The following is a 23,177-nucleotide window of genomic DNA, read 5'->3' as shown; positions in this document are numbered from 1 at the left end:
GTGTGCGTGACGTGGACGCGCTGGGGAGTAGCCATAACGGAGGAGTCTAGGGTGATTTGCCATGGAGCGGCGTTCGAACCCCAGCGGCGAGACGCCATCGCTCCAACAACCGATCAGCGCGGGCATCATTGCGTGCGTCGTCGGCTACACCAGCTCTTTTGCCGTGGTGCTCACCGGGCTCACAGCCGTCGGCGCCTCGCCCACTCAGGCAGCCTCGGGACTGCTCGCTCTCTGCGCCGTGCAGGCAGCGGGCACGCTGTGGCTCAGCCGCCGTCACCGCATGCCGATCATGTTGGCGTGGTCGACGCCGGGTGCCGCGCTCCTTGCCGGGATGGCGACGGTCGACGGCGGGTGGTCCGCCGCTGTGGGCGCATTCCTGCTGGTCGGCGTCGCTTACGTCGTCACGGGTCTGTGGCCCGCTCTTGGAAGTCTCATCGCGAAGATCCCAGCACCGATCGCTCAAGGAATGCTGGCTGGTGTTGTGTTCGGTCTTTGCGTCGAACCGGTCCGGAGCCTGGTCGACAATCCCGCCGCGATCGTCCCGATCGTGCTCATTTGGCTGATCGGCGTACGGCTTGCCCCACGGTGGGCGGTGCCTGCAGCGTTCCTGACTGCCGGCATCGTGATCGGTGTCGACATGATCCGACGGGGTGAGGGCATCGCCGGATCAGATCTGCTGCCGAGCCTTGCGCTCACGTCACCGACGTTGAGCTGGGAAGCCGTCGTCAGCATCGCGCTCCCCCTCTATCTCGTCACGATGGCCTCGCAGAACGTTCCAGGCGTCGCGATCATGAAGGCGATCGGGTACGACGTCCCGTGGCGCGACTCGATCGTGACGGCAGGCGTCACGACGATGGCGGGCGCAACAGGTGGCGCCCACTCGGTCAACCTCGCGGCGATCAGTGCCGCTCTGGTTGCCGGTCCAGACGCCGGTCCCGACAAGAGCCGTCGTTGGATCGCCGGACAGGCAGTCGGGTGGACCTACCTCGTGCTTGCTGCGGCATCGATCGCCGTCGCCGCGCTGGTCGAGGTCGCTCCCGTCGGTGTGATTGCGACGATCGCCGGTCTCGCTCTGCTGGGCACGCTCGCCTCGGCCATCGAGAGCGCGATGGCTCAGCCCAAGGGGCGCGAGGCTGCCGTGGTGACCTTCCTTGTCGCCGCTTCGGGCATCACCGCCTGGGGTGTCGGTTCGGCTGCGTGGGCGATCCTTGCCGGACTGTTCGTGTACGCCGTGCTCTCATGGTCGCCAAAGGATGATCGCTGAATGTTCCGTATTGCGTTCTTCGAACCCCGCATCGCTGGCAACACCGGCAGTGCGATCCGGCTCGCCGCTGTGAGTGGCTCCGAACTGCACCTGATCGAGCCCCTCGGCTTCGACCTCGAGGAACCCAAGCTCAAGCGTGCGGGTCTCGACTACCACGACCTCGCGGTGATGACCGTGCACGCGAACCTCGAGGCCGCGTACGCAGCACTCCTCCCTGCGAGAGTGTTCGCGTTCACCGGCAAGGGTGAGGAGCTCTACACCGACATCGCCTACGAGCCGGGCGACATCTTGCTGTTCGGCCCCGAGCCGACGGGGCTTCCCGATGAGGTGCTCAACGATCCTCGGATCACCGCACGCGCACGGCTGCCGATGCTGCCCGGCAGACGTTCTATGAACTTGGCCAACTCCGCCTCGATCGCCGTGTACGAGGCGTGGCGCCAGCACGGATTTGCCATGCCAAATAGTCCGACCGAATGACTTTCGGTTTCAACGGCCAGTTATGTGAACAACGGACCCATTCGCGACTTACGCTGACGCTCTCTCGGGAGGAAGTAAGAGCGAATGGTCCAGCAGCGGACGGCCGTACGAACGCCGATCGTCATCGCACTTGTACTGGCTGCGCTGCTCGGACCATTCCTTGCCCGCAGCGCCATCGGTGGCGAGCCGAGCGCCATCTCCACGGTCGCCCCAAGAGGCATCGTCGTGGTCGGCGATTCGATCACCGCGCGCTACAACGACAACCCCGGTGACGACAAGCAAGGCTGGTGGAGCATCGTCGGCAGGCACTTCGACGCCAAGGTCACGACGTACGCGCAGTCCGGCTCGGGTTACCTGCGGCCCGGTCAGGGATGCACAGGCAACAAGTTCATCGATCGCCAGCAGGCGTTCACGGGCGAACCGCCGTCCCTGCTCATCGTCGAGGGTGGGCGCAACGACTGGGCGTCGTGCCAGGACGGCCGCTTGGTCACCTCGACGAACGAGGCCGTCGAGCACGCGGTCGATGTCTACCTGGAGACTCTCAAGACCTTCCTGCCGCGCTCGACGCGGATCATCGTGATCGGACCGCCCTGGGGACCGATCGACCCCGCGAACGGCGAGCGGGTCACCGCGATCATCGAGGCAGCCGCGACCAGACTCGGCATGGAATTCATCCCGACCACCGGTGCGCTCACCGCCTCTCGCGTCGCCGACGGTGTGCATCCGAACCGCGCGGGCAGCGTTGCCATCGCCAACCGGGTGATCAGCGCCCTCGGCTAGGACGACAGCGCGGCAGCGACCGCAGGAGCGATCGCCGTGAGCGCCTTGCCGCGATGGCTGATGCGATCCTTCTCGTCGGACGGCAGCTGGGCCGTCGACACGTCATAGCCGTCGGCGGCGAACAACGGGTCATAGCCGAAGCCGCCCTCCCCCTGTTCGGCGCGGAGGATGCGACCCGGCATCTCGCCAAGCTCAACGACCTCTGTGCCGTCCGGTGTGCAGAACGCCATCGCGCAACGGAACTGCGCCGTACGCCGCTCGTCCGGCACATCGCCGAGCTGGCTGAGCAACAGCGCGTTGTTGGCCGCGTCTCCCCCGTCCGACTTGCTGACACCCGACCAGCGCGCTGACAACACGCCCGGCATGCCGTTGAGCTCGTCAACACAGAGCCCGGAGTCGTCAGCGAGTGACGGAAGACCCGTCGCCTCGAGGCACGCGCGAGCCTTGAGCAGCGCATTGCCCTCGAACGTCGGCTCGGTCTCCGCCGGCTCGTCATACGGGGTGACATCGGCCAGACCGAGCACCTCGATGCCCGGGATCAGCGGCTCGAGGATGCGGCGAAGCTCAGTGAGCTTCTTGGCATTGTTGGAAGCCAGAACGACTTGTGTCACTTGCCGAGGGCCCCCGCTTTGAGTGATTCAGCCTGAAGCTTGGTCAGGTCGGCGCAGCCCTTGCCGGCCAGCTCGAGGAGAGCATCCAGCTCTGCCTTGTCGAACGGTGCGCCCTCGGCCGTTCCCTGCACCTCAATGAACTTGCCCGATCCCGTCATGACGACGTTCATGTCAGTCTCGGCGCGTACGTCCTCGACGTACGGCAGGTCGAGCAACGGCACGCCGTCGATGATGCCGACCGAGATGGCGGCGACTGACTCGATCAGCGGTTCGCCAACGAGAGCGCCCTTGGAGCGCAGGTGCTCAACGGCGTCAGCAAGCGCAATGTAGGCCCCCGTGATCGCGGCCGTACGTGTACCGCCGTCAGCCTGCAGGACGTCGCAGTCGATCGTGATCGTGTTCTCGCCAAGCGCCTTGTAGTCGATCGCCGCGCGCAGTGAGCGGCCGACGAGGCGAGAGATCTCATGCGTACGTCCACCGATGCGGCCCTTGACCGACTCTCGCGACGAGCGGTCGTGCGTGGCCTGCGGGAGCATTGCGTACTCGGCCGTCACCCAGCCGAGACCTGAGCCCTTGCGCCAACGCGGCACGCCTTCGCTGGCGCTCGCGGCGCACAGCACCTTCGTCTTGCCGAACTCGATCAGGCATGAACCCTGCGCGTGGTCGAGCCAGTTGCGGGTGATGGTCACGGGGCGGAGCTGATCGGCGGTGCGGCCGTCTTCACGAGTCATGATGGCGACCCTATAGGCCGAGTTCGTAGACCGATCCGGGTGCCACGAGCTCGCACGGCCCGCCCCAGGTGCTCTTGGTGTCAGCCTCGACCTCGGCAGCGTCGGTCCAAGCCGGGATGTGCGTGATCAGCAGTCGTCCGACGCCGGCTCGGGTCGCATGGTCGCCCGCCTCAGCACCGGTGAGATGGAGGTTGGGCGGGTTGTCGCTCGACTCGACGAATGACGCCTCGCACAGGAACGTGTCGGCGCCGGTGGCAATCTCGACCAGCGCTTCCGTCGGTCCGGTGTCGCCCGAGTAGACGAGCGTGTGGGTGTCGGTGGCGATGCGCATCGCGAACGCCGGAACCGGATGATCGACAAGACGTGACGTGACCGCGAACGGGCCGAGCTGCACGGTTGCGCCATCGACGTGATCGGTGAAGTCGAACTGCTCGGTCATGCCGATCGGCTCGTCGATGCCGTAAGCGAGGGCAAGTTGCTCGCCAGCACCGTTGGGTGCGAGCACCGGGATGCGATTCAGCGCGCCCGCAGGGTGGTACTTGCTGACGACGTAGAACCCTGAAAGGTCAAAGCAGTGATCGGGGTGCAGGTGCGAAAGCGCGATCGCATCAACGTCACGGAGGTCGACGTGGCGCTGGAGCGCGCCGAGCGCTCCACTACCGAGGTCGACGACGAGACGGAAGGTACGACCCTTGTACGGTGCCTCGATGAGGTAGCAGCTGGCGGGCGATTCGGCGCTCGGGAACGAGCCGGCACAGCCGACAATGGTGAGCTTCATACGGTCACCCACGCAAACTGATCAACCGACTCGAGCTCGGGTCCGAGGAAGCGGTGGCCGAGCTCGCGGAACTCCTCGGGACGGCCGGTGGTCAGGAAGCGATGCTTCGGCGCAGGCAACGAGATGTCGCGCTCGAGACCTTCGCGTACGAGCAGCGCATAGACATCCTTGGCGGTCTCTTCAGCGCTCGACACGAGAGTGACGCCGTCGCCCATCACGTACGAGAGCACGCCGGTGAGCAGCGGGTAGTGCGTGCATCCGAGAACCAGGGTGTCGACGCCCAGCTGGATCAACGGCTGGAGGTACGCCTCTGTCACCTCAAGCAGCTCGGGGCCACTGGTGACACCCGTCTCGACGAACTCGACAAGTCGCGGGCACGCCTGGGTGTGAAGCGTGATGCCGGGGTTGGCGGCGAACGCGTCGTCGTATGCGCGCGATGTCGCAGTGGCCTCGGTGCAGATGACGCCGATCTGGCCGTTGCGGGTGGCACTGACGGCGCGTCGGGTCGCCGGAACGATGACCTCGACGACCGGAACGTCATATCGCTCACGCGCATCGCGGAGCACGGCTGCGCTGGCGGAGTTGCAGGCGATCACGAGCGCCTTGACGCCCTGATCAACCAGGTGATCGAGGCATTCGAGCGCGAACTCGCGGACCTCGGAGATCGGCTTGGGTCCGTACGGCTGGCGAGCCGTGTCCCCCAGGTAGAGCACCGGTTCGTGCGGCAGCTGATCGAGTACGGCGCGCGCGACCGTCAGGCCACCGAAGCCTGAGTCGAAGATGCCGATCGGTGCGCTACTCACAACGGAAAAGGGTACGTGCGCCGACTGTGGCGTGAAAGCGAACGGGCCCAAGATCACATCCCGCGGGTATGTCAGAGCGGGAGCTTGGGCTGCGGTGGAGCGTGTGCCGGATCGACACCGTCGAACAGCGACGACACGGATTCTCCGGCGTGGATGCGGGCGATTGCCTCGGCGAAAAGTCCCGCAACAGAGCGCACCTGGAGCTCAGGCCAGTCGGCCGGCGGTGGGACCGTGTCGGTCGTGACGACCTCGGTGATGCCCGGGTGGTTGCGGAGGCGCTCGACGGCCTTGCCGGTGAAGAGACCGTGGGTGCACGCGACAGATGCCTCAGTGCAGCCTTCTTCTTCGAGCTTGTTCATCAGCTCGACGATCGATCCGCCGGTGGCGATCTCGTCGTCCAGCACGATGGCGGTCTTGCCTGCAACATCGCCGACGATCGCGTCGATGACGACCTGGTCGTCAGCCTGGCGCTGCTTGCTGCCCGCGGCCACCGGCACGCCGAGCAGACGGGCGAACAGCGATGCCGTCTTGGCGTTGCCGAGGTCGGGTGACACCACGACGACATTGCTGAGGTCACGGCCGCGGTAGTGGTCGGCGAGCTCACCGATCGCAGTCAGGTGGTCGACCGGGACACTGAAGAATCCGTGCACCTGCGGTGCGTGCAGCGTCATTGTCACGACTCGATCGGCGCCGGCACTCGTCAGCATGTCGGCCACAAGGCGGCCGCCGATCGAGATACGGGAGGCGTCCTTCTTGTCCGATCGCGCGTAGGCGTAGTGCGGGATGACGGCGGTGACTGAGTCAGCCGAGGCGCCACGAGCCGCATCGATCATCAGCAGCAACTCCATCAGGTGGTCCTGAGTCGGCGGCACGAGCGGCTGGATGATGTAGACATCCTTGCGGCGGCAGTTGGCCAGAAGCTGAACCTGCAGGCAGTCGTTGCTGAACCGGACAGTGTCGGAAGCCGAGAGCGGCTGGCCGAGCTCGGAGCAGATCTTCTCGGCAAGGGGCCGGTGCGCGCTTCCTGAGAAGACGACGATCTCGCTCACACGACTGAGGCTAGCCGACGATGGGCGACCATTCGACCAGGTTGGTCAGGATGTTGTGCTCGAGGTGTTCGTCAGGTGGCGGAAAACTTCTCGATATTGCTGTCGAAATCAGGCGGTCCCGATCGACGTAGGGGTGAACCAACAGTCAAGAAGGGACGATTCAGATGTCATTCCAGGCATATCTCGACACGATCGAGGACAAGACCGGACTCACCCCACGTCAGCTCGTCACGATTGCCCAGTCCAAGGGCCTCGACACACCTGCCACCAAAGCTGGGGAGATCGTCGACTGGCTCAAGGCTGACTACGAGCTCGGTCGCGGTCACGCGATGGCATTGGTCCACGTCATCAAGAACGGGCCAAAGATCAGCACGAAACACGTCGGCACGACGGGCGTTCATCGCGATGCGTCAGACGAGCTGTGGCTCGACGGCAAGGCCACAAGGCCGACGGCCTAGGCCTAGGCCCAGAGCTGACCGTCGAGCTTGTCCTCGGCCTCGTCGAGGGTGCCTTCGTACGCGCCCGTCGAGAGGTATTTCCACCCACCATCGGCGACGATGAACACGATCTCAGCCGCCTCGCCTGCAGCGACACACTTGGCGGCCTGGGCCAAGGCGGCGTGCAGGATCGCGCCGGTGGAGATGCCAGCGAAGATGCCTTCGGATTCGATCAGTTCGCGCACTCGACGTACGGCGTCACGCGGCCCGACCGAGAAGCGCGAGTCGATCAAAGACTCGTCGTACAGCTCGGGGACGAAGCCTTCGTCGAGGTTGCGCAGTCCGTAGACCAGCTCGCCGTAACGGGGTTCGGCCGCGACGATGCGTACCTCTGGCTTGTTGTCGCGGAAGTACCGACCAACACCCATGAGCGTTCCAGTGGTGCCGAGACCACCGACGAAGTGGGTGACTTCGGGCAGGTCAGCGAGGATCTCGGGGGCGGTGCCGTCGTAGTGCGCTTGAGCATTGGCGCGGTTGCCGTACTGGTAGAGCATCACCCAGTCGGGGTTCTCGGCAGCGAGGCCCTTGGCGACGCGTACGGCCTCGTTCGAGCCGCCCGCAGCCGGGGACGGGATGATCTCGGCGCCCCACATCGTCAGCAGTTGAGTGCGCTCGATGGAGGTGTTCTCGGGCATGACACAGATCAGCTTGTAGCCCCGCTGGCTGGCGACCATCGCGAGGGAGATGCCCGTGTTGCCGCTGGTGGGTTCCAGGATCGTGTCACCGGGCTTGAGCAAGCCATCCGCTTCGGCCTTGAGGATCATGGCCAGCGCGGCACGATCCTTGATCGAGCCGGTCGGGTTCTGGTCCTCGAGCTTCGCCCACAGTCGCACGTCGGCGCTGGGCGACAGCTTGGGGAGCCCGACGAGCGGGGTGCCGCCGACGGAGTCGATCAGCGAGTCAAAACGCATACGGGACCGATCAGGAGAGGGCGCCGCCGGCGACCGCGGGCAGGATGACCACGGTGTTGCCGTCAGCGAGCGGAGTGGCGAGGCCACCAGTGAAGCGGATGTCCTCGTCGTTCACGTAGATGTTGACGAATCGGCGCACCTCGTCGTTCTCCACGAGCCGTTCCTTGATGCCGGCGTGGTCGACTTCGAGCTGGTCAATCAGCTCAGCGACCGTGGCGCCCGCGCCGTCCACGGCACGCTCGCCGCCGGTGTAAGGACGCAGGATCGTCGGGATACGGACCTCGATGGCCATCAGTGTTCTGCCTTCTGTTCGGTTGGTACGTGGCGAGTGCCGTCTTCATAACTCTCGACGACGCTGACTTCTTCCTCAGTGACCTCTCCGTCGATGATCCGGTAGGACCGGAAGTCGACTGGGCCGCTCTCGTGCGCGCCGTCGCGGGTCGACACCAGCACATAGTGCGCGCCGGGTTCGCCCGCGAGATTGATGTCAGTACGAGACGGATAGGCCTCGGTTGCGGTGTGCGAGTGATAGACGATGACCGGCTCTTCGTCGTTGTCGTCCATCTCCCGATAGAGCTTCAGGAGATCGCCGGAGTCGAACTCGTAGAACGTTGGCGACATCGCAGCATTCAGCATCGGTATGAAGCGGGTCGGCAGGTCCGATCCAATGGCGCCTGCCACGACACCGCACGCCTCGTCGGGGTGGTCACGTCGAGCGTGCGCGATGATCGCGTCATGGGTCGCCTGGTCGATCGTCAGCACTTGCGGAGTTTATCGGCTATCGCCGCACTGTCCCCGGGCCGGTTGCTCGCTGAGACAGAGAGCCCGAACCAAAAAAGAACGTTCGTGCTATATTTGCCGCATGTCAAAGGGCAACGAGACGCGTGACGCGATCCTGACACAGGCGACGAGCGTCGCCTCCAAGGTCGGTCTCACAGGCATGACGATCGGCCAGCTGGCTTCTCACACCGGCATGTCCAAGAGTGGGCTCTACGCACACTTCGAGTCCAAGGAAGCGCTGCAGATCGAGATCCTTCGGCACACCCGGGAGCGATTCGTCGAGCGGGTGATCCGCCCCGCCCTCCAGTCCCCGCGCGGCGTTAGCCGCCTGCACACCCTGTTCGAGGCGTGGCTGACCTGGTCCGACGCGTTCGAGGAGGGCGGCTGCCTGTTTGTAGCCGCATGCTCAGAGCTGGATGACCAGCCCGGACCCGTGCGCGACGCCCTGGTTCGCGACGAGCGCGACTGGCTCGAGCTCATCTCGACCGTCACCGCGACCGCCGTCAGCGAAGGTGAGTTCCCTGAGGACGTCGACGTGGACCAGATCGCGTACGAGCTGCACGCGATCACCCTGAACCACCAGCACGCCTCACGCCTGATGCAGGACCCTCGCGCCCTCGAACGGGCGCGTCGAGCCTTCGACTCGATCATCGATCGCGCCCGCAAGACCTGACCGACACCCCACCACACAAAGGATGAATCATGGCATTCCCATCTCTGCAGAAAAGCACGATCGTTCGTATCAAGCAAAGCGGTATCCGCAGCGCCTTCCGCACCCTCGAAGTCGCCGCGCCTTCACTTGGCGCCCGGTGGGCTGAACGGTTCTGGTTCGCCATCACACCCTCACGTATCACCCCGTCCGTGCCTGGCGGGACACCTTTCGAGGTGACATCACAGGGTGGCACGGTCCGCGGGACACGATGGGGCAGCGGTCCGGTGGTCTACCTCGTCCATGGCTGGGGTGGCAACGCCTCCCAGCTCGGGTCGTTCGTCACCCCGCTGGTGGCCGCCGGATTCAGCGTCGTGGCTCACGACGCCCCGAGCCACGGCCTCTCCGATCCGGGTCCGACCGGCGCGGGCAGCAGCGACGGCGTCCAGATGGGCAAGGCGCTCGACGACGTCGCCGCCGTCTTCGGACCAGGGCACGCCGTCATCGCCCACTCGATGGGTGGGCTGGCGACCGGCCTGGCCCTCCAGCACGGCTGGCTGGGCACCGGGCGGGTCGTGATGATCGCGCCGGCGATCCGCATACGCGACTACGTCGACGTGGTCCAGACCGGTCTCGGGTTCGGCCCGCGCACCCTGCGCCGACTCGAGGAACGCGTGCTCCGGCGCGTCGGCCTGCCGATCGTCGCCGTGGACCTGCACCGCATCGCTGACTTGATCGAGCGACCGGAGCTGCTGGTCATCCATGACCCGTCCGACCGAGAGACCCCGTACGCATCCGCTGCGTCACTCGTCTCGCAGTGGGAAGGCGCCCATCTGACAACGGTCGAAGGACTCGGACATCGTCGAGTTCTGCGTGACCCGGCGATCATCCGGCAGGTCGTGGCCTTCGTCGCCACCGACGAGCTTCAGGAGGAGTCGGCGTGATCTCAGTCCAGGGCGGCAATGAGGGTCTCCTGGACGTAGCCGAGCCAGTCGTAGATCTCCGACATGGCCGCTATCGCTTCATCAGCAGACTCGCCGACGAGCATCGCGTCCTCTTCGTTCTCGATGCCGAGGCGTACGGCGAGTGAGAGACGGATGTCGGTCAGCGACTTGAGCCATGACTGCACGGCATCGGCGTTGAGCTCGACCTCGATGTCGGCTCCCTCGTCCTCGATCTGGGTTGCGAACGTCAGGCCCCCGTCGATCAGCGATTCGATCAGCACTTCGGCGTGATGCACCTTGGTGGACGTGAGCGAGCGTTCGGTGAGTCTGCGGAACTCTCCCGAGTCCTCTTCACTGCTGCGATAGGCGTCGGGCAGCAGGCGTGCAAGCACCGGATCCTCCGGCGGTACGGCAGACGCGCCCATGCCAAGCTGGACCGCCAGCGGATCGGCGTCGGACTCAGCTGCGCCGTTGCGATCACGCAGAAGCTCGACAACCTGGCCCGCAAGATTGGCCAGCAGGTGCGCTTCAGCTGACGTAAAGACCGCCGTCATCCCACCTTTGCGTCGTCGCTTGAACGGCTTCAATTTGCGTCAGCTCGGTCCAGGGTGGCCCAGAGGCCGTACTCATGCATCGCCTGCACGTGACGCTCCATCTGTTCGCGGCTGCCGCTGGACACGACGGCCTTGCCATCATGGTGCACGGACAGCATCAGCTCATGCGCCTTCTCGTCGGTGTAGCCGAAGTAGTTGCGGAACACATAAGCCACGTAGGACATCAGGTTGACCGGATCGTTCCAGACGATGGTGACCCACGGATCCTCGAGCTCCACGATGGCCTCGAAGTCAGACTCGACGATCTCGATGGGGGTGGGCGTGGTCACGTCTCCCATTGTGGCGCAGTCGTATGTAGTGGCGAAATGCCCGTGTGCGGCAGGCATAGTCTGGCTCGCATGACAGAGCGCTCACCTGCCAGTTCTGCCCTTCTGACCGACCGCTACGAGCTCACGATGCTGCAGGCGACCCTGCGGGACGGAACTGCGCAGCGATCGTGCGTGTTTGAGCTCTTTGCGCGCAGGCTCTCCGGCGGACGTCGGTACGGCGTGATCGCCGGGGTGGGCCGTCTGCTCGATGCCCTGGAAACCTTCCGCTTTGGTGAGGCCGAGCTGGCGTGGCTGCGCGAAGCGAAGGTCGTCGACGAGGACACAATCGCATGGCTCGCCAGCTATCGGTTCACCGGCTCGATCTGGGGATACCCCGAGGGCGAGATCTACTTCCCCTACTCCCCCGTGCTGATCGTCGAAGGCACGTTCGCCGAGTGCGTGATCCTTGAGACCGTCTTCCTGTCGATCCTCAATCACGACTCCGCGATCGCCTCGGCTGCGGCGCGTATTGTCAGCGCCGCGGGTGACCGCCCCTGCATCGAGATGGGTTCACGCCGTACGCATGAGCAGTCGGCGGTGTCCGCCGCACGGGCCGCATACGTCTCCGGCTTCGCAGCGACCTCCAACCTTGAGGCCGGGCGTACGTACGGCATCCCGACGACCGGTACGAGCGCCCACTCGTTCACGCTGCTGCACGACTCCGAGCGTGACGCGTTCCAAGCGCAGGTTCGAGCGCTCGGCAACGGCACGACGTTGCTGGTCGACACGTACGACATTCCGGAGGGCGTTGAGCTCGCGGTCGAGGTTGCCGGTCCCGAGCTCGGCGGGGTACGTCTCGACTCCGGCGATCTCGTGTCGCTGGCCAAGACCGTACGCAAACAGCTCGATGCGCTCGGCGCCACCTCGACCAGGATCACGGTCACGAGCGATCTCGACGAGCACGCCATCGCCGCGCTGGCCTCCGCTCCGGTCGACGGCTACGGCGTCGGCACCGCGCTCGTCACCGGATCCGGCGTTCCCACCAGCAGCTTCGTCTACAAGCTCGTGGCGCGAGTCGGCACCGACGGCGAGATGGTGTCCGTCGCCAAGGCGAGCAAGGACAAGATCTCGGTCGGTGGGCGCAAGTATGCGCTGCGCCGCCAGACCAAAGCGGGCGTGGCAAAGACCGAAGTCATCGGCATTGGTGGCGAACCCGAAGGTCCGGGTCGCCTACTACTTGTCGAGCTCGTACGAGGCGGCAAGCGCATCCACCACGAGTCTCTCGACGCTGCGCGCGCACGCCTCAAACTGGCGCTCGACGAGCTGCCCCCGGCCGCGAAGCAGCTCTCCCGTGGCGAACCAGTGATCGACACAGCATTTGAGGATCTGTCATGAGAAAAGCATTGATCGTCGTTGATGTTCAGAACGATTTCTGCGAGGGCGGATCACTCGCCGTCGCCGGTGGCGCTCAGGTCGCGGCAGACGTGGCCGCGCTCATCGAATCGGGAGCGTACGGCGTCGTCGTAGCCACCCGCGACCACCACATCGACCCCGGCACGCATTTCTCCGACAACCCCGACTTCGTCGACTCATGGCCACGACACTGCGTGGTCGGGACTGAAGGCGAAGAGTTCCACCCACCACTCGCCGCACCGATGTTCGACGAGATCTTCTTCAAAGGTGAGTACGCAGCCGCCTACTCCGGCTTCGAGGGCGCGTCAGCAAGCGGCGCACCACTCACCAACTGGCTCCGCACGTGGGGCATCGATGCCGTCGACGTCTGCGGCATTGCGACGGACTACTGCGTTCGAGCGACGGCGCTCGACGCTGCCTCCGAAGGATTCGCTGTCACCGTGCTCGAAGGCCTCACCGCAGCGGTGTCGAACGACAACCTGCCGAAGGTCCGCGCGGAATTCGACGCTGCCGGCATCGCGACCGGCTAGAGCAGCTCTTTCGCAAGCAGCTCAAGGGTCCGTACGCGACCGGGTGCCGTGCGCGGGTCGGTGCCTCGGCGAGCCGACGCAACGGGGTTGACCATCACTTCGTCAACGCCGAACTGCTCGGCCAGTTCGCGGACCTGCGTGGCAGCGTCACCAGGGGTGCCGACAACCGAGCGTGCGAGGCCCGCATCGACGAGCGCCGCCTGCTGCGGGTGAAGAGTCTGCGCCTGCGCATCCTCGACCAAGTCGAGTGCCGTGAGTGGCTGACCCGTACGAAGCTTCGCCATCAGCTGCAGGTTGGGCAGCATCAGCGCTGCCGCCTCCTCAGCGGTCTCCGCAACCGCGGCGTTGACCGTCAGGAAGGTCGTCGGTTCGGCAGTCAGCTCGCTCGGCTGGAACTCGGACCGATACGTCGCAAGCGCCTCTGCGGTGCCCTGGCCCGAGAAGTGGTGGGCGAACACGTACGGCAGGCCCTTCGCAGCGGCCAGGTGCGCTGAGTACATCGACGAGCCGAGCAGCCACATGCGTGGTTCCGTCGCAGCTGCCGGAGTCGCCTTAAGAACGTAATTCTGGCGAGGGATCGCAACACGTACGCCATCCGTGCCCATTAGCGCCATGACGTCATCGAGGTACTGCGGGAAGTTCTCAATGTCGGTCTCGTCGCGACCGGCGGCTCCTCGCAGCGCCATCGACGTGACCGGGTCAGAGCCCGGAGCGCGACCGATGCCCAGGTCGATCCTGTCGGGGTGCGCGGCCTCGAGCAGCGCGAACTGCTCTGCCACAGCCAGCGGCGCGTGGTTGGGCAGCATCACTCCACCCGAACCGAGCCGGATCGACTCGGTCTGCGCGGCGAGGTGTGCGATCAGTACCGGCGGGGACGTCGCCGCCACAGCCGGCATGTTGTGGTGCTCGGCAACCCAGAACCGGGTGAAGCCGAGCCGATCGGCAGCCTGCGCCAGCGCGACGCTGGCGGCGATCGCATCGCCCGTCGACTGGTCGGATCGGACGGGCACCAGGTCGAGCACGGAAAGTCTCACAGCTGCTTCAACCCACAAGCGTGGTCAAATCTTCCGATTTGAGATGATCGATCATCGAGTGACAACTCGGCCCGACTTCCCTGGAGCGTGTCCATGACCGACATCAACCAATCAACAGCCAACTGGCGACTGTTTGGCGGTGGCGGCCTCGCGCTCGGCGGCTTTCTCTACGCGCTGACCTACATCCTGGTGAGAGACGGCTCGTATGAAACGTCGTGGCTGGGAGTGATCTCGCTCGCCATCGCCGGAGTGGGCTTCTTCTTTGTCGCGTACGGCCAGAGCGGGAGCAACGGAGCCGTGGGCGCGAGCCCGACCGGCAAGCTTGCACTCTATGCAACGGCCGCACTGTTCCTGCTGGACGCACTCCTGCGGATCCTCGCCCAGGATGGGTCCGACATCGACTCGAAGATCTTCGACATCCACCAGCTCGCCACCGTGGCCGCGCTGTCATGGGCGGCCTACGAAGTCTCCAAGAGAGGCGTCACGGAGGGCAATGCCAGCATCGCCCTGTTCGGCGTGGCCTCGTGGGCGGCATTGGTCCAGATCCTCAACTGGGCTGGCGGATACGGCTGGTGGCAGGCATTCGCGCTGGGCCTATCGATCCTGGCGACCGGCATCTTGTACGTCCTCAACGACTAGGCGTAGATCGCGACCTCGCTGGCCTTGACCGAGAGATATACCCGGGTGCCAGGCATCAGCTTGAGGTCCGCGACAGCCGCAACCGTGACGTCGGCGCTGACCTCGGCGGTACGCACTCGCACCTGCGCACCAATTGGCTCAAGCGCCGTCACGGTCGCTGCGAACACGTTGCGCGGACTGCCGCTCGGTGGCTCGAGGTAGACGCTCACAGAACTTGGACTGAAGACAGCGACTGCTGCCCGAGCGTCGGCGATCGGGTCGGCGGACAGACCCTCAACATGCGAGCCGTCGGGGGTTCGTACGCCGCCGTCCTCGACCACCCCGCTCAACAGGTTGAGACCGGCGATATGTGCACCGAACTGGCTGCGGGGTCTGGCCAGTACGTCCTTAGTCGCGCCCGCTTCGACGATGCGGCCGCGATCCATAACGATCACCCGGTCGGCGAGCAGCGCCGCATCCAGGGCGTCGTGGGTGACGATTATCGCGGTGCGATCGGCGAGTACGCGTTTGAGCATCTGTCGCATTGCGGGAACGACCGTGATGTCGAGCGCTGCCATCGGCTCATCGAGCAGCAGCAGACGAGGCTCAGCCGCGAGGGCACGAGCTACGCCGATGCGCTGCGCTTGTCCTCCGGAGAGCTGCGATGGCTTGAGATCAGCGAGCTCCCACGCATCAACCTCAGTCAGCCAGCGGCGCGCCGCGGCACGGGACTCCGATCTGCTCTGTCCACCGCTCCTCGGGCCGAACGCGACATTGTCAGTCACATCGAGGTGCGGGAACAGCAACGCATCCTGCGACAGGAGAGCTGTGCCACGAAGGTGCGGGGCCTTCCAGACCCCATCGCCGAACAGCACCTCATCACCGAGAGTCCCTCGACCGGTGTCTGGGCGGAGGATCCCGGCGATGGCCGCAAGCACGGATGACTTGCCAGCGCCGTTGGGTCCGAGAATCGCCAGGGTCTCGCCGTCGGCGACATCGAACCTGACGTCGACGTCGCGGTCCGCGATGGTTGCTTCGAGATACAGGCTCACAGTGCGCTGCTCCTCGTCCCACGTACGAGCCCGATCACGAGCACGGCGACGACCACCAGCACCAGTGAGAGCGCAACGGCAGCGTCAGGATCGACCTCGCGTTGGAGGTAGATCTCGAGCGGCAGCGTGCGAGTGACACCTTCGAGGCTTCCAGCGAAGGTGATCGTCGCGCCGAACTCGCCGAGCGCCCGCGAGAACGAGAGCACGGCTCCCGCAGCGAGTCCCGGCAGCACGACAGGCAGGGTGACCCGGCGCAGGACCGTTGTGGGTCGCGCACCAAGGGTGGCGGCGACAACCTCATAGCGCTCCCCCGCCGTACGGAGCGCGCCCTCGAGGCTGACGACCATGAACGGCAGCGCAACGAACGTCTGCGCGATCACCACGGCCGTCGTCGAGAACGCGATCTGCAGTCCGAGCACATCGACGGTCTCACCGAGCAGGCCCTTGCGACCGAATGTGTAGAGCAGCGCGATGCCGCCCACCACCGGCGGGAGCACAAGGGGCAGCAACACGAGCGAACGCAACAGGCTTTGCCCACGGAACGTCGTACGCGCAAGAACCAGCGCCATCGGCACTCCGAGCAGTACGCAGAGCACGGTGCTCACAGCGGACGTACGCAGACTCAACAACAGGGCCGTGCGAGACGAGTCGGAGCTGATCAGCGAGAAGAAGCTGTTCCAGTCGACGCGAGACGCCATCGCCACCAGCGGCAGCACGATGAACGCGGCTCCGACAGCAGCCGGGATGAATACCCACCGAGGCACCTGCATCAGGGCGCACCGAATCCGGCTTCAGCCAACACGGCCTGACCCTCCGTACCGGTAACGAAGTTGATGAACGCTTCGGCAAGCCCGTCTCCGACATTCCCCTTCAGCGCTGCAACCGGGTATGTGTTCACAACGCCGGCTGACTCCGGGAACTCGATGCCGATGACCTTGTCGCCAGCTGCTTTCAGATCGGTGACGTAGACCAGGCCGGCATCGGCTTCACCCGAGATGACCTTGCCGAGCACATCGGTGACCGACAGCTCCTCGCTGACCGGCCTGACGTCGACGCCCGACACCTCCGCGACCTTCTTTGCGGCGGAACCGCATGGCACCTGCTCAGCACACAACACGACCTTGATCCCGGGAGATCCGAGATCGCGGATCGACTCGATCTTTGCCGGATTGTCCCGGGGTGTGGCGATCTCAAGTGTGTTGGTCGCAAAATTCTTCGCTGACCCGTCGAGCAGGCTCGCGGTGATGGCGACGTCCATGTTCTTCGTGTCGGCCGACGCAAACACATCTGCTGGCGCGCCCTGCTGGATCTGAGCGACAAGATCGGACGAGCCGGCGAAGTTGAACCTCACGGTCACAAGTGAGTACTCCGACTCGAACTTCTCGCCGATCTCGGTGAACGCGCCCTTCAAGGACGCCGCTGCGAACACCGTCAGCGTGACTTGTCGTGGCGGGGAGTCAGGCTCCTCGGCCCACGGGTCGTCCGAGCATGCGGCGGTGCTGAGCAGCGCCGCGAGGATCAAAAGGAACCGCTTCATTCGAGGCTCTCGATGATGACGTTGGTGGACTTGACGATGGCTACGGCGACGGACCCCGGTTCCAGACCGAGCTCCTCGACGGCTTCGCTGCTCATCAGCGAGACAACTCGGAAAGGTCCGCACTGCAGGTCGACCTGCGCCATGACCGCGTCGGTCTTCACCGCCGTGACGAGTCCGACGAAGCGATTGCGTGCCGAGGTCACTGATCCGGAGTCCGGCAGCGACTTCGCTTGTTCGGTGGCGAACTCCGCAAGCTGGCGACCGTCGATGACCATGCGTCCCGACGCATCCTCGGTGGATTCCAGCGCACTGCTGCTAATCCAGCGACGAACTGTGTCGTCGCTGACGCCGAGGAGCTTTGCTGCGTCTGCTATCCGTATTTGCGGCATGCATACGACTCTAGGGCAGCATCTGCGGCTTCGTGGATCGAATCGATTTCGATCGTGACAGGATCGCTGCATGCCATCCGAAGTGATCGAGGTCGAGGACCACTTGGCGAACATCCTTCGGGCTGTCCCACCGTTGCCGTCCGAGACCGTTGAGCTGCGACAGGCAGGCGGACGCACGCTCTCCGCGGACCTGATCGCCGCCCACAACATCCCGGCGTTCGAGAACTCCTCGATGGACGGTTTCGCCGTGCTGTACGCCGACGTGACCGACGCTTCGCCCGAAAACCCGGTGACACTTGACGTCGTTGCCGACATCCCGGCAGGCACAGATCTCGATCCTCTCGTCGCGGCGGGACAGGCCGCTCGCCTCATGACCGGCTCCGTCATGCCGAGCTCCGCCGACACCGTTGTCCCGTTCGAGCACACCGTCGAGGGGCTCACAGATCGTCTCGACCGGGTGACGGTGGTCGAGGCACCTCGGCAGCAGGGGGTCTACGTACGGCACCCGGCCGAGGACATTGCCGTCGGCGACCTGCTCCTCACCGCGGGAACTCACCTCGGCCCCAGGCAACTGGCATCGGCGCTCGCCGCAGGCCTCGTCGAAGCTCAGGTGGCCAAGACACCGCGCATCGCCATCGTGTCGACCGGAAGCGAGCTCGTCACGGACGGGTCTCCCCTTGCTCGTGGTCAGATCCCCGACTCGAACAGCCCGATGCTCGCCGAGCTGGCCCGCGAAGCCGGCGCGGAAGTTGTCCTCCACGCCTCCGTCGCGGATCACGACGCAGCGGTGCTCGCGATTGTCGACGAGCTCGAGCAGCTCAAGGCGGACGTCGTGGTGTTCACGGGGGGCATCAGCGCAGGCGCGTACGACGTCGTGAAGTCGGCGTTGTCAGCCAACGAGCTCATGCAGTTCACCCACGTACGCATGCAGCCGGGCAAGCCTCAAGGCTTCGGCGTCGCCCAGTCAGGGCTTGTGCTCTTCGGCCTCCCCGGCAATCCCGTCAGCACAGCCGTTTCGTGGGAGGTGTTCGTACGTCCCGCACTGCTCGCGATGCAGGGACGCACAGACATCCACCGACGAGTCATCCGCGTCACGACGACGGTCGGTTGGAAGTCGCCCGCCGGTCGGCGCCAGTACACGCCCGTCATGCTCGACACGACCGACGCAGGCAAGTGGACCGCCAGTCCCGCATCCGCTGGCCACTCCGGATCCCACCTCGTGGGCTCGCTGGCACGCGCCGATGGCTACGCGATGATCACCGCCGAGGCCGAGGTCGTCGAGCCCGGCCAGGAAGTCGATGTCATGGTGGTGGCATGACAACCCGTCAAGCAGCGGTCATCACCGTCTCTGACCGTGCAGCCGCCGGCACATCCACTGACACGAGTGGGCCAGCCGTCGCCGAACTCCTGCGCGAAGCCGGCTACGTCTGCGGCGAACCCGTCGTCATTCCCGATGGGGCCGACTCAGTCGAGGAGGCACTGCTCCGAGCCGCCGGGTCCGGGGCCAGGCTCGTCATCACGACCGGCGGCACCGGCGTCGCACCGCGAGACGAAACCCCAGAGGGTACGGACCGGGTCATCACCCGACATCTCCCCGGCATCGTCGAGGAGATCCGCCGCGCGGCCGTCCTGGAAAAGCCCGGCGGGATGCTCTCGCGCGGTCATGCTGGGATCGTCGGCGACGCGCTGGTCGTCAACGTTCCCGGCTCCCGCGCGGCAGTCGCCTCAGCCGTGCCGATCATCCTTTCTGTGGCAGGGCACGTCATCGAACAGCTCGACGGTGGCGATCACTGATGACCCCTGAGCTCAATCTGGCGAAGATCAGCGAGGTACCGCTCGACGTGGCGGCGCATCTCTCGGCGGTCGAGGATTCAGCAGCTGGCGCAGTCGCGACGTTCATCGGAAAGGTTCGCGACCACGATCCGGAGGTCGACGGCGTCGTTCAGTTCCTCGAGTACGAGGCGCACCCCGATGCCGAGACCTTCCTGATCGACATCGCCCGGCGGGTCATGGGCGACCACCCCGTACGACTCGCTGTCAGCCATCGCATCGGCCGGCTGGAGGTCGGCGACCTCGCCGTGGTCGTCGCCGTCTCGTCACCCCATCGAGCACTTGCCTTTGAGGTCTGCCGCGACGTCATCGAGACCATCAAGGCCGATCTGCCCATCTGGAAGCGACAGACCGACGCCGAGGGCGACGCGTCCTGGAAGGGACTCGGCTAGCCGCCTGCGAACGGCGGGAGGACGTCAGCCAGCTCGGCATCGTCCAGCTCGTGGTCGTCGGCGCGAAGCGTGCCGTCGACCAAGAGCGCACAGTGTCCGAGGATCGGCTCGAGATCGGGATGATCGCGTACGAGTCCTGCTCGCAGCTCTCCCACCGACGACTCCGACCGGCTCTCCGAGTCGATACCCGCAGCCTCTCGTGCACCGGCATAGAAGCGGACCGTGATCACGCTGGCTCTTCCGTACGCTGCCAGTCGCCGGAACGGCCGCCTGACTTGGCGACGATCCTGACGTTCTGCAGGCTGGCAGTGCGGTCGATGCCTTTGACCATGTCGATCACTGCAAGACCAGCGACTGCCACTGCCGTGAGCGCTTCCATCTCGACGCCCGTTCGGTCGGCGGTTCTGACAGTCGCCTCGATGTCGACGCCCGCGTCGGTGATGACCAGGTCGACCGTTGCGCCGTGGATCCCGATCACGTGGGCCAGAGGCAGCAGCGTCGGCGTCGACTTGGCGGCCTGGATCCCGGCGATCCGGGCGACGGCAAGCACATCGCCCTTCGGGGTCTCCCCCGATCGAAGGAGCTCGACGACTTCAGGTGAGCATGCGACTGAACCTCGAGCCGTTGCGGATCGAGTTGTTGGACTCTTGTCTGTCACGTCGACCATCCGTGCGTGTCCCGAAGCATCGAGATGCGTGAAGTCCATGCCTTGAGTCTCCCAGATCCCGAGCCGCATCGTGCTTTGAGACAGCGCGGATGGCTGGGGTCACTACGCTGGGTACATGCAACTGATCGACACTCACGGACGGGTCGCCACTGACCTGCGTGTGTCGTTGACCGATCGGTGCAACCTGCGGTGCCAGTACTGCATGCCCGCCGAGGGCCTTGAGTGGATGCCCACCGAGGACACTCTCACCGATGACGAGCTCAACCGGCTCATTCGCATCGGCGTCGAGATGCTTGGCGTACGAGACGTCAGGTTCACCGGTGGTGAGCCGTTGCTTCGTCGCGGACTGCCCGCGATCGTCGCCGCCACCAACGCCCTACCGTCACGCCCCCGTACGGCGATGACCTCCAACGGACTAGGCCTCAAGCACACGGCGAAGGCACTCGCCGAGGCTGGACTCGATCGTGTCAACGTCAGCCTCGACACCACCGATCCGGAGACCTTCGCCAAGATCACCCGGCGCGATCGCCTGTCCGACGTCATCGAGGGCCTTCAGGCTGCGTCCGAGGCTGGGCTTGCCCCCGTCAAGGTCAACGCAGTCCTGCTGCGTGGCATCAACGACGTCGAAGCACCGGATCTGCTTCGCTGGTGCATGAAGCACAGCTACGAGCTGCGGTTCATCGAGCAGATGCCACTCGACGCCCAGCACGGCTGGAACCGTGCGGACATGATCACCGCGGCCGAGACGCTGGCGCTGTTGGAGGAACACTTCACGCTGACTCCGCTGGACGGGCGCGGCTCGGCCCCCGCGGAGAAGTTCCTCGTCGATGACGGCCCGCACACCGTCGGCATCATCGGCTCGGTGACGCGCCCCTTCTGCGGCGACTGCAATCGCGTACGACTGACCGCCGACGGCCAGATCCTCAACTGCCTGTTCGCGCGCGAGGAGTCCGACCTCCGGTCAGCACTGCGTACGGGAGCGTCCGATACCGAGATCGCCGAGCGGTGGGTTGCCGCCATGGCGACCAAGCTGCCAGGCCACGGCATCGACGATCCGACCTTCCTACAGTCGGCCCGCCCGATGTCATCCATCGGCGGCTAGCAACTGCGGAGCTGAGTACTTCCCGCGACCTCGAGCCAAGCCCGCAAACTTCCCAACACACCCAGTGGGACTACTGGGTTGAGTCCGGATCAGCCTCGGAATTCTGATGTGGAAACGACGTACTGATGATCCACAATGAGATCAGAACGCCACCGACGCCCTGAACAATGTCTGATCTGTCCCCGTGGGCGGTGGCAAGAGTGATCGAGAAGATCCCAAGCCCGACCAGGCCAAGAATGAGCGACATAAGTCTCACGTCACGTTCGAACATGGCAGCAACGTATCGGTGAACGAGTCGCTGTGTCGCTAGTCGCAAGTGGTCAGGCAAGCCCGCAAACTCCCAATGCACCTACTCGGATGACGCCAAATACTCCCAAATCTCTAGCCCCTCATCGGGCATGCCGTTCGGGTAGCGACCGACGCCATAGGCCTGCGGACCCATCGGACGGTAAGAGGCTGTGGCCTCAGCCGCCTCATGCCACGATGCGCGCACGCCGAGGGCTGTCACACTGCCTTCGCGGACGTCGACTGGAAGCGGCTTCGAACCGACCCACCCCAAAAAGGCCCGAAAGGTATGGGGCCCAGCAGGGACGTCGATCTTCAGGACACTCCCATTCCAAATGCCACCGACCCGCTTGCCATCCATTTCGATACGCATGCGTCGGTGGAAGTTCCACCATTCGCGAGACCTCATGATGGTGACCGGTGCCATAGCGCAAGTGTGCCGCAATCGACTGCCAAGCCCGCAAACTCCCAATACACCTAGTGAGATGCTGATTCCATGAAGGCATTTCGACCGTCACGCCGCGGTGCTCGGGGCAGGACGCCCGTCGCTCGACCGATGACCGCGCGCGAATCCGAGGTTCTTCAACTACTGCTTTCAGCGGACTTCCCAGAAGCGGAGCGTCTACGCCGGGACGCCAAGTCGGCACTAGCGATTGATGGTTGCACCTGTGGTTGCCCGTCAATCGACTTTGACCACCCAGCTTCTTCTCCCGGATTGACCCCTGTAGTGAATGCAAGTGTTCGGGGAACCAACGACAGCATGTTCCTCTTCATGGTCGGCCCTCATTTGGGTGGTGTCGAGTATGTCCCGATCGATGAGCCGATTCCGTCAGAGTTCCCAGACCCAAGCGAGATAGACCTCTTGCCGTAGCCAAGCCTGCCTGTGTTCACCCGATTGGGTCTGGTGGCGTGCCTGTGGGCCGCCGGACTTGGGGGTCAGGCGGCTTGGCGGTAGTGGATTCTTCGTCGTTTGCGAAGTGGCCGACTGTGGCGGTTGGTGAAGTTGAAGCCGTCGACGGCGTTGCCGGTGATATTGAGCAAACCGCGGTGGAGCAGGTGGTGGCATCGAACGCAGAGTCCGATGAGGAGGTTGACGTCGGTGGGTCCACCCATGGACCACCAGATGACGTGGTGGATTTCGAGGTGGGTGTGGTTGCAGCCTGGTGTGGCGCAGACGCCGCGTTGTCGGGCG

Annotated in this window: 31 protein-coding genes; 13 read left to right on the top strand and 18 right to left on the bottom strand. The window is 65.0% G+C overall.

The genetic code is table 11. The annotated features are described in order from the left end of the window. Positions 1-61 precede the first annotated feature (61 nt). The 3 genes from V6M39_RS04205 to V6M39_RS04195 all read left to right on the top strand — a co-directional run bounded on the left by V6M39_RS04205 (position 62) and on the right by V6M39_RS04195 (position 2,521). Positions 62-1,264, top strand: coding sequence for a benzoate/H(+) symporter BenE family transporter (locus V6M39_RS04205; protein WP_332642456.1), 1,203 nt, complete (start codon positions 62-64; stop codon positions 1,262-1,264). Next, complete coding sequence (locus V6M39_RS04200) at positions 1,265-1,741, top strand: tRNA (cytidine(34)-2'-O)-methyltransferase (protein ID WP_332642455.1); 477 nt, start codon at positions 1,265-1,267, stop codon at positions 1,739-1,741. It begins immediately after the preceding gene. Positions 1,742-1,825: 84 nt separating this feature from the next. Then, positions 1,826-2,521, top strand: a complete 696-nt coding sequence (locus tag V6M39_RS04195; RefSeq protein ID WP_332642454.1) for an SGNH/GDSL hydrolase family protein — start codon at positions 1,826-1,828, stop codon at positions 2,519-2,521. Here the strand turns inward: V6M39_RS04195 and rdgB are convergent. From rdgB to V6M39_RS04170, 5 genes are all read right to left on the bottom strand, one after another. Beyond that, positions 2,518-3,132 (bottom strand): RdgB/HAM1 family non-canonical purine NTP pyrophosphatase, encoded by a 615-nt coding sequence (gene rdgB, locus V6M39_RS04190; protein ID WP_332642453.1) that lies wholly within the window; start codon positions 3,130-3,132, stop codon positions 2,518-2,520. The genes V6M39_RS04195 and rdgB overlap by 4 nt on opposite strands. Next, positions 3,129-3,863, bottom strand: coding sequence for a ribonuclease PH (gene rph / locus V6M39_RS04185; RefSeq protein ID WP_332642452.1), 735 nt, complete (start codon positions 3,861-3,863; stop codon positions 3,129-3,131). Before rph ends, rdgB begins: the two co-directional genes overlap by 4 nt. Before the next feature lie 10 nt (positions 3,864-3,873). After that, positions 3,874-4,641, bottom strand: a complete 768-nt coding sequence (locus V6M39_RS04180) for an MBL fold metallo-hydrolase (RefSeq protein WP_332642451.1) — start codon at positions 4,639-4,641, stop codon at positions 3,874-3,876. Next, positions 4,638-5,444: a glutamate racemase gene (murI, locus tag V6M39_RS04175; protein WP_332642449.1), complete on the bottom strand. Its 807-nt coding sequence runs from the start codon at positions 5,442-5,444 to the stop codon at positions 4,638-4,640. The genes V6M39_RS04180 and murI overlap by 4 nt, the downstream gene beginning before the upstream one ends. A 71-nt stretch (positions 5,445-5,515) precedes the next feature. Then, complete coding sequence (locus tag V6M39_RS04170; protein WP_332642447.1) at positions 5,516-6,493, bottom strand: ribose-phosphate diphosphokinase; 978 nt, start codon at positions 6,491-6,493, stop codon at positions 5,516-5,518. Between the two features lie 164 nt (positions 6,494-6,657). On the opposite strand from V6M39_RS04170, the gene V6M39_RS04165 reads away from it, so the two are divergent. Beyond that, a complete protein-coding gene (locus V6M39_RS04165; protein ID WP_332642445.1) occupies positions 6,658-6,951 on the top strand; it encodes a DUF4287 domain-containing protein in 294 nt (97 codons plus the stop codon). Between the two features lie 2 nt (positions 6,952-6,953). On the opposite strand, the gene V6M39_RS04160 is transcribed toward V6M39_RS04165, so the two are convergent. From V6M39_RS04160 to V6M39_RS04150, 3 genes are read right to left on the bottom strand one after another with little or no spacing between them, the layout of a single operon-like run. Further along, positions 6,954-7,901 (bottom strand): PLP-dependent cysteine synthase family protein, encoded by a 948-nt coding sequence (locus V6M39_RS04160; RefSeq protein WP_332642443.1) that lies wholly within the window; start codon positions 7,899-7,901, stop codon positions 6,954-6,956. A 10-nt stretch (positions 7,902-7,911) separates the two neighbouring features. Further along, positions 7,912-8,193 (bottom strand): MoaD/ThiS family protein, encoded by a 282-nt coding sequence (locus V6M39_RS04155; RefSeq protein ID WP_332642441.1) that lies wholly within the window; start codon positions 8,191-8,193, stop codon positions 7,912-7,914. Then, positions 8,193-8,663 (bottom strand): M67 family metallopeptidase, encoded by a 471-nt coding sequence (locus V6M39_RS04150; RefSeq protein ID WP_332642439.1) that lies wholly within the window; start codon positions 8,661-8,663, stop codon positions 8,193-8,195. Before V6M39_RS04150 ends, V6M39_RS04155 begins: the two co-directional genes overlap by 1 nt. Positions 8,664-8,763: 100 nt before the next feature. Here V6M39_RS04150 and V6M39_RS04145 point away from each other — a divergent pair, with 100 nt between their 5' ends. Next, on the top strand, positions 8,764-9,354 hold the full coding sequence (locus tag V6M39_RS04145) for a TetR/AcrR family transcriptional regulator (protein WP_332642437.1): 591 nt from the start codon (positions 8,764-8,766) through the stop codon (positions 9,352-9,354). Between the two features lie 29 nt (positions 9,355-9,383). Continuing rightward, positions 9,384-10,274 carry an alpha/beta hydrolase gene (locus V6M39_RS04140; RefSeq protein WP_332642435.1) on the top strand — a complete coding sequence of 297 codons (891 nt, stop codon included), beginning with the start codon at positions 9,384-9,386 and terminating at the stop codon, positions 10,272-10,274. A gap of 2 nt (positions 10,275-10,276) precedes the next feature. Here the strand turns inward: V6M39_RS04140 and V6M39_RS04135 are convergent, their stop codons facing one another. Next, positions 10,277-10,861 (bottom strand): DUF2017 domain-containing protein, encoded by a 585-nt coding sequence (locus tag V6M39_RS04135; protein WP_332642433.1) that lies wholly within the window; start codon positions 10,859-10,861, stop codon positions 10,277-10,279. After that, positions 10,858-11,166: an ATP-dependent Clp protease adapter ClpS gene (clpS, locus tag V6M39_RS04130; RefSeq protein WP_442880676.1), complete on the bottom strand. Its 309-nt coding sequence runs from the start codon at positions 11,164-11,166 to the stop codon at positions 10,858-10,860. Before clpS ends, V6M39_RS04135 begins: the two co-directional genes overlap by 4 nt. Positions 11,167-11,226: 60 nt before the next feature. Between clpS and V6M39_RS04125 the strand changes: the two genes are divergently transcribed. Both V6M39_RS04125 and V6M39_RS04120 read left to right on the top strand, forming a co-directional pair. Next, positions 11,227-12,531, top strand: a complete 1,305-nt coding sequence (locus V6M39_RS04125) for a nicotinate phosphoribosyltransferase (protein ID WP_332642429.1) — start codon at positions 11,227-11,229, stop codon at positions 12,529-12,531. Further along, positions 12,528-13,079 carry an isochorismatase family protein gene (locus tag V6M39_RS04120; RefSeq protein WP_332642427.1) on the top strand — a complete coding sequence of 184 codons (552 nt, stop codon included), beginning with the start codon at positions 12,528-12,530 and terminating at the stop codon, positions 13,077-13,079. Before V6M39_RS04125 ends, V6M39_RS04120 begins: the two co-directional genes overlap by 4 nt. Here the strand turns inward: V6M39_RS04120 and V6M39_RS04115 are convergent. Further along, positions 13,076-14,113, bottom strand: a complete 1,038-nt coding sequence (locus V6M39_RS04115) for an LLM class flavin-dependent oxidoreductase (protein WP_332642426.1) — start codon at positions 14,111-14,113, stop codon at positions 13,076-13,078. The two genes, V6M39_RS04120 and V6M39_RS04115, sit on opposite strands and share 4 nt — an antisense overlap. Positions 14,114-14,206: 93 nt before the next feature. Between V6M39_RS04115 and V6M39_RS04110 the strand changes: the two genes are divergently transcribed. Next, entirely contained in the window at positions 14,207-14,752 is a 546-nt protein-coding gene (locus V6M39_RS04110; RefSeq protein WP_332642425.1) for a hypothetical protein, read from the top strand. On the opposite strand, the gene V6M39_RS04105 is transcribed toward V6M39_RS04110, so the two are convergent. The 4 genes from V6M39_RS04105 to V6M39_RS04090 are packed head-to-tail and all read right to left on the bottom strand — an operon-like array spanning position 14,749 to position 17,709. After that, a complete protein-coding gene (locus tag V6M39_RS04105; RefSeq protein ID WP_332642424.1) occupies positions 14,749-15,783 on the bottom strand; it encodes a sulfate/molybdate ABC transporter ATP-binding protein in 1,035 nt (344 codons plus the stop codon). The genes V6M39_RS04110 and V6M39_RS04105 overlap by 4 nt on opposite strands. Then, the gene (locus tag V6M39_RS04100; protein WP_332642423.1) at positions 15,780-16,553 is read right to left on the bottom strand and encodes an ABC transporter permease; all 774 of its coding nucleotides are present in this window, start codon (positions 16,551-16,553) and stop codon (positions 15,780-15,782) included. Before V6M39_RS04100 ends, V6M39_RS04105 begins: the two co-directional genes overlap by 4 nt. Continuing rightward, a complete protein-coding gene (gene modA / locus V6M39_RS04095; RefSeq protein WP_332642421.1) occupies positions 16,553-17,320 on the bottom strand; it encodes a molybdate ABC transporter substrate-binding protein in 768 nt (255 codons plus the stop codon). Before modA ends, V6M39_RS04100 begins: the two co-directional genes overlap by 1 nt. Then, entirely contained in the window at positions 17,317-17,709 is a 393-nt protein-coding gene (locus V6M39_RS04090) for a TOBE domain-containing protein (protein WP_332642419.1), read from the bottom strand. The genes modA and V6M39_RS04090 overlap by 4 nt, the downstream gene beginning before the upstream one ends. A 70-nt stretch (positions 17,710-17,779) precedes the next feature. On the opposite strand from V6M39_RS04090, the gene V6M39_RS04085 reads away from it, so the two are divergent. Genes V6M39_RS04085 through V6M39_RS04075 form a run of 3 tightly spaced genes read left to right on the top strand, consistent with a single transcriptional unit; the run spans position 17,780 to position 19,931 of the window. Continuing rightward, a complete protein-coding gene (locus V6M39_RS04085; protein WP_332642417.1) occupies positions 17,780-19,027 on the top strand; it encodes a molybdopterin molybdotransferase MoeA in 1,248 nt (415 codons plus the stop codon). Beyond that, positions 19,024-19,503 carry a MogA/MoaB family molybdenum cofactor biosynthesis protein gene (locus V6M39_RS04080; RefSeq protein ID WP_332642415.1) on the top strand — a complete coding sequence of 160 codons (480 nt, stop codon included), beginning with the start codon at positions 19,024-19,026 and terminating at the stop codon, positions 19,501-19,503. Before V6M39_RS04085 ends, V6M39_RS04080 begins: the two co-directional genes overlap by 4 nt. Then, positions 19,503-19,931 carry a molybdenum cofactor biosynthesis protein MoaE gene (locus V6M39_RS04075; RefSeq protein WP_332642412.1) on the top strand — a complete coding sequence of 143 codons (429 nt, stop codon included), beginning with the start codon at positions 19,503-19,505 and terminating at the stop codon, positions 19,929-19,931. The genes V6M39_RS04080 and V6M39_RS04075 overlap by 1 nt, the downstream gene beginning before the upstream one ends. Here the strand turns inward: V6M39_RS04075 and V6M39_RS04070 are convergent. Both V6M39_RS04070 and moaC read right to left on the bottom strand, forming a co-directional pair. After that, complete coding sequence (locus V6M39_RS04070; protein WP_332642409.1) at positions 19,928-20,161, bottom strand: MoaD/ThiS family protein; 234 nt, start codon at positions 20,159-20,161, stop codon at positions 19,928-19,930. The two genes, V6M39_RS04075 and V6M39_RS04070, sit on opposite strands and share 4 nt — an antisense overlap. Continuing rightward, the gene (gene moaC / locus V6M39_RS04065) at positions 20,158-20,637 is read right to left on the bottom strand and encodes a cyclic pyranopterin monophosphate synthase MoaC (protein ID WP_332642406.1); all 480 of its coding nucleotides are present in this window, start codon (positions 20,635-20,637) and stop codon (positions 20,158-20,160) included. Before moaC ends, V6M39_RS04070 begins: the two co-directional genes overlap by 4 nt. Positions 20,638-20,713: 76 nt before the next feature. On the opposite strand from moaC, the gene moaA reads away from it, so the two are divergent. Continuing rightward, positions 20,714-21,700 (top strand): GTP 3',8-cyclase MoaA, encoded by a 987-nt coding sequence (gene moaA / locus V6M39_RS04060; RefSeq protein WP_332642405.1) that lies wholly within the window; start codon positions 20,714-20,716, stop codon positions 21,698-21,700. 1,221 nt (positions 21,701-22,921) lie between these two features. Here the strand turns inward: moaA and V6M39_RS04055 are convergent. Continuing rightward, positions 22,922-23,177 (bottom strand): HNH endonuclease (locus V6M39_RS04055; protein ID WP_332642404.1); only part of this gene is annotated, 256 nt, incomplete at its 5' end.

The sequence above is a fragment of the Aeromicrobium sp. genome, from assembly GCF_036675695.1.
Lineage (GTDB): Bacteria > Actinomycetota > Actinomycetes > Propionibacteriales > Nocardioidaceae > Aeromicrobium.
This window is presented reverse-complemented; position numbering and strand designations above follow the sequence as displayed.

What these genes read in the sequence shown, in the direction of transcription:
- V6M39_RS04205 (WP_332642456.1), top strand. Translation starts at nt 62, where the DNA reads ATGGAGCGGCGTTCGAACCCCAGCGGCGAGACGCCATCGCTCCAACAA.
- V6M39_RS04200 (WP_332642455.1), top strand. Translation starts at nt 1,265, where the DNA reads ATGTTCCGTATTGCGTTCTTCGAACCCCGCATCGCTGGCAACACCGGC.
- V6M39_RS04195 (WP_332642454.1), top strand. Translation starts at nt 1,826, where the DNA reads ATGGTCCAGCAGCGGACGGCCGTACGAACGCCGATCGTCATCGCACTT.
- rph (WP_332642452.1), bottom strand. Translation starts at nt 3,863, where the DNA reads ATGACTCGTGAAGACGGCCGCACCGCCGATCAGCTCCGCCCCGTGACC.
- V6M39_RS04180 (WP_332642451.1), bottom strand. Translation starts at nt 4,641, where the DNA reads ATGAAGCTCACCATTGTCGGCTGTGCCGGCTCGTTCCCGAGCGCCGAA.
- V6M39_RS04165 (WP_332642445.1), top strand. Translation starts at nt 6,658, where the DNA reads ATGTCATTCCAGGCATATCTCGACACGATCGAGGACAAGACCGGACTC.
- V6M39_RS04160 (WP_332642443.1), bottom strand. Translation starts at nt 7,901, where the DNA reads ATGCGTTTTGACTCGCTGATCGACTCCGTCGGCGGCACCCCGCTCGTC.
- V6M39_RS04155 (WP_332642441.1), bottom strand. Translation starts at nt 8,193, where the DNA reads ATGGCCATCGAGGTCCGTATCCCGACGATCCTGCGTCCTTACACCGGC.
- V6M39_RS04145 (WP_332642437.1), top strand. Translation starts at nt 8,764, where the DNA reads ATGTCAAAGGGCAACGAGACGCGTGACGCGATCCTGACACAGGCGACG.
- V6M39_RS04140 (WP_332642435.1), top strand. Translation starts at nt 9,384, where the DNA reads ATGGCATTCCCATCTCTGCAGAAAAGCACGATCGTTCGTATCAAGCAA.
- clpS (WP_442880676.1), bottom strand. Translation starts at nt 11,166, where the DNA reads ATGGGAGACGTGACCACGCCCACCCCCATCGAGATCGTCGAGTCTGAC.
- V6M39_RS04125 (WP_332642429.1), top strand. Translation starts at nt 11,227, where the DNA reads ATGACAGAGCGCTCACCTGCCAGTTCTGCCCTTCTGACCGACCGCTAC.
- V6M39_RS04120 (WP_332642427.1), top strand. Translation starts at nt 12,528, where the DNA reads ATGAGAAAAGCATTGATCGTCGTTGATGTTCAGAACGATTTCTGCGAG.
- V6M39_RS04110 (WP_332642425.1), top strand. Translation starts at nt 14,207, where the DNA reads ATGACCGACATCAACCAATCAACAGCCAACTGGCGACTGTTTGGCGGT.
- V6M39_RS04100 (WP_332642423.1), bottom strand. Translation starts at nt 16,553, where the DNA reads ATGCAGGTGCCTCGGTGGGTATTCATCCCGGCTGCTGTCGGAGCCGCG.
- modA (WP_332642421.1), bottom strand. Translation starts at nt 17,320, where the DNA reads ATGAAGCGGTTCCTTTTGATCCTCGCGGCGCTGCTCAGCACCGCCGCA.
- V6M39_RS04090 (WP_332642419.1), bottom strand. Translation starts at nt 17,709, where the DNA reads ATGCCGCAAATACGGATAGCAGACGCAGCAAAGCTCCTCGGCGTCAGC.
- V6M39_RS04085 (WP_332642417.1), top strand. Translation starts at nt 17,780, where the DNA reads ATGCCATCCGAAGTGATCGAGGTCGAGGACCACTTGGCGAACATCCTT.
- V6M39_RS04080 (WP_332642415.1), top strand. Translation starts at nt 19,024, where the DNA reads ATGACAACCCGTCAAGCAGCGGTCATCACCGTCTCTGACCGTGCAGCC.
- V6M39_RS04075 (WP_332642412.1), top strand. Translation starts at nt 19,503, where the DNA reads ATGACCCCTGAGCTCAATCTGGCGAAGATCAGCGAGGTACCGCTCGAC.
- moaC (WP_332642406.1), bottom strand. Translation starts at nt 20,637, where the DNA reads ATGGACTTCACGCATCTCGATGCTTCGGGACACGCACGGATGGTCGAC.
- moaA (WP_332642405.1), top strand. Translation starts at nt 20,714, where the DNA reads ATGCAACTGATCGACACTCACGGACGGGTCGCCACTGACCTGCGTGTG.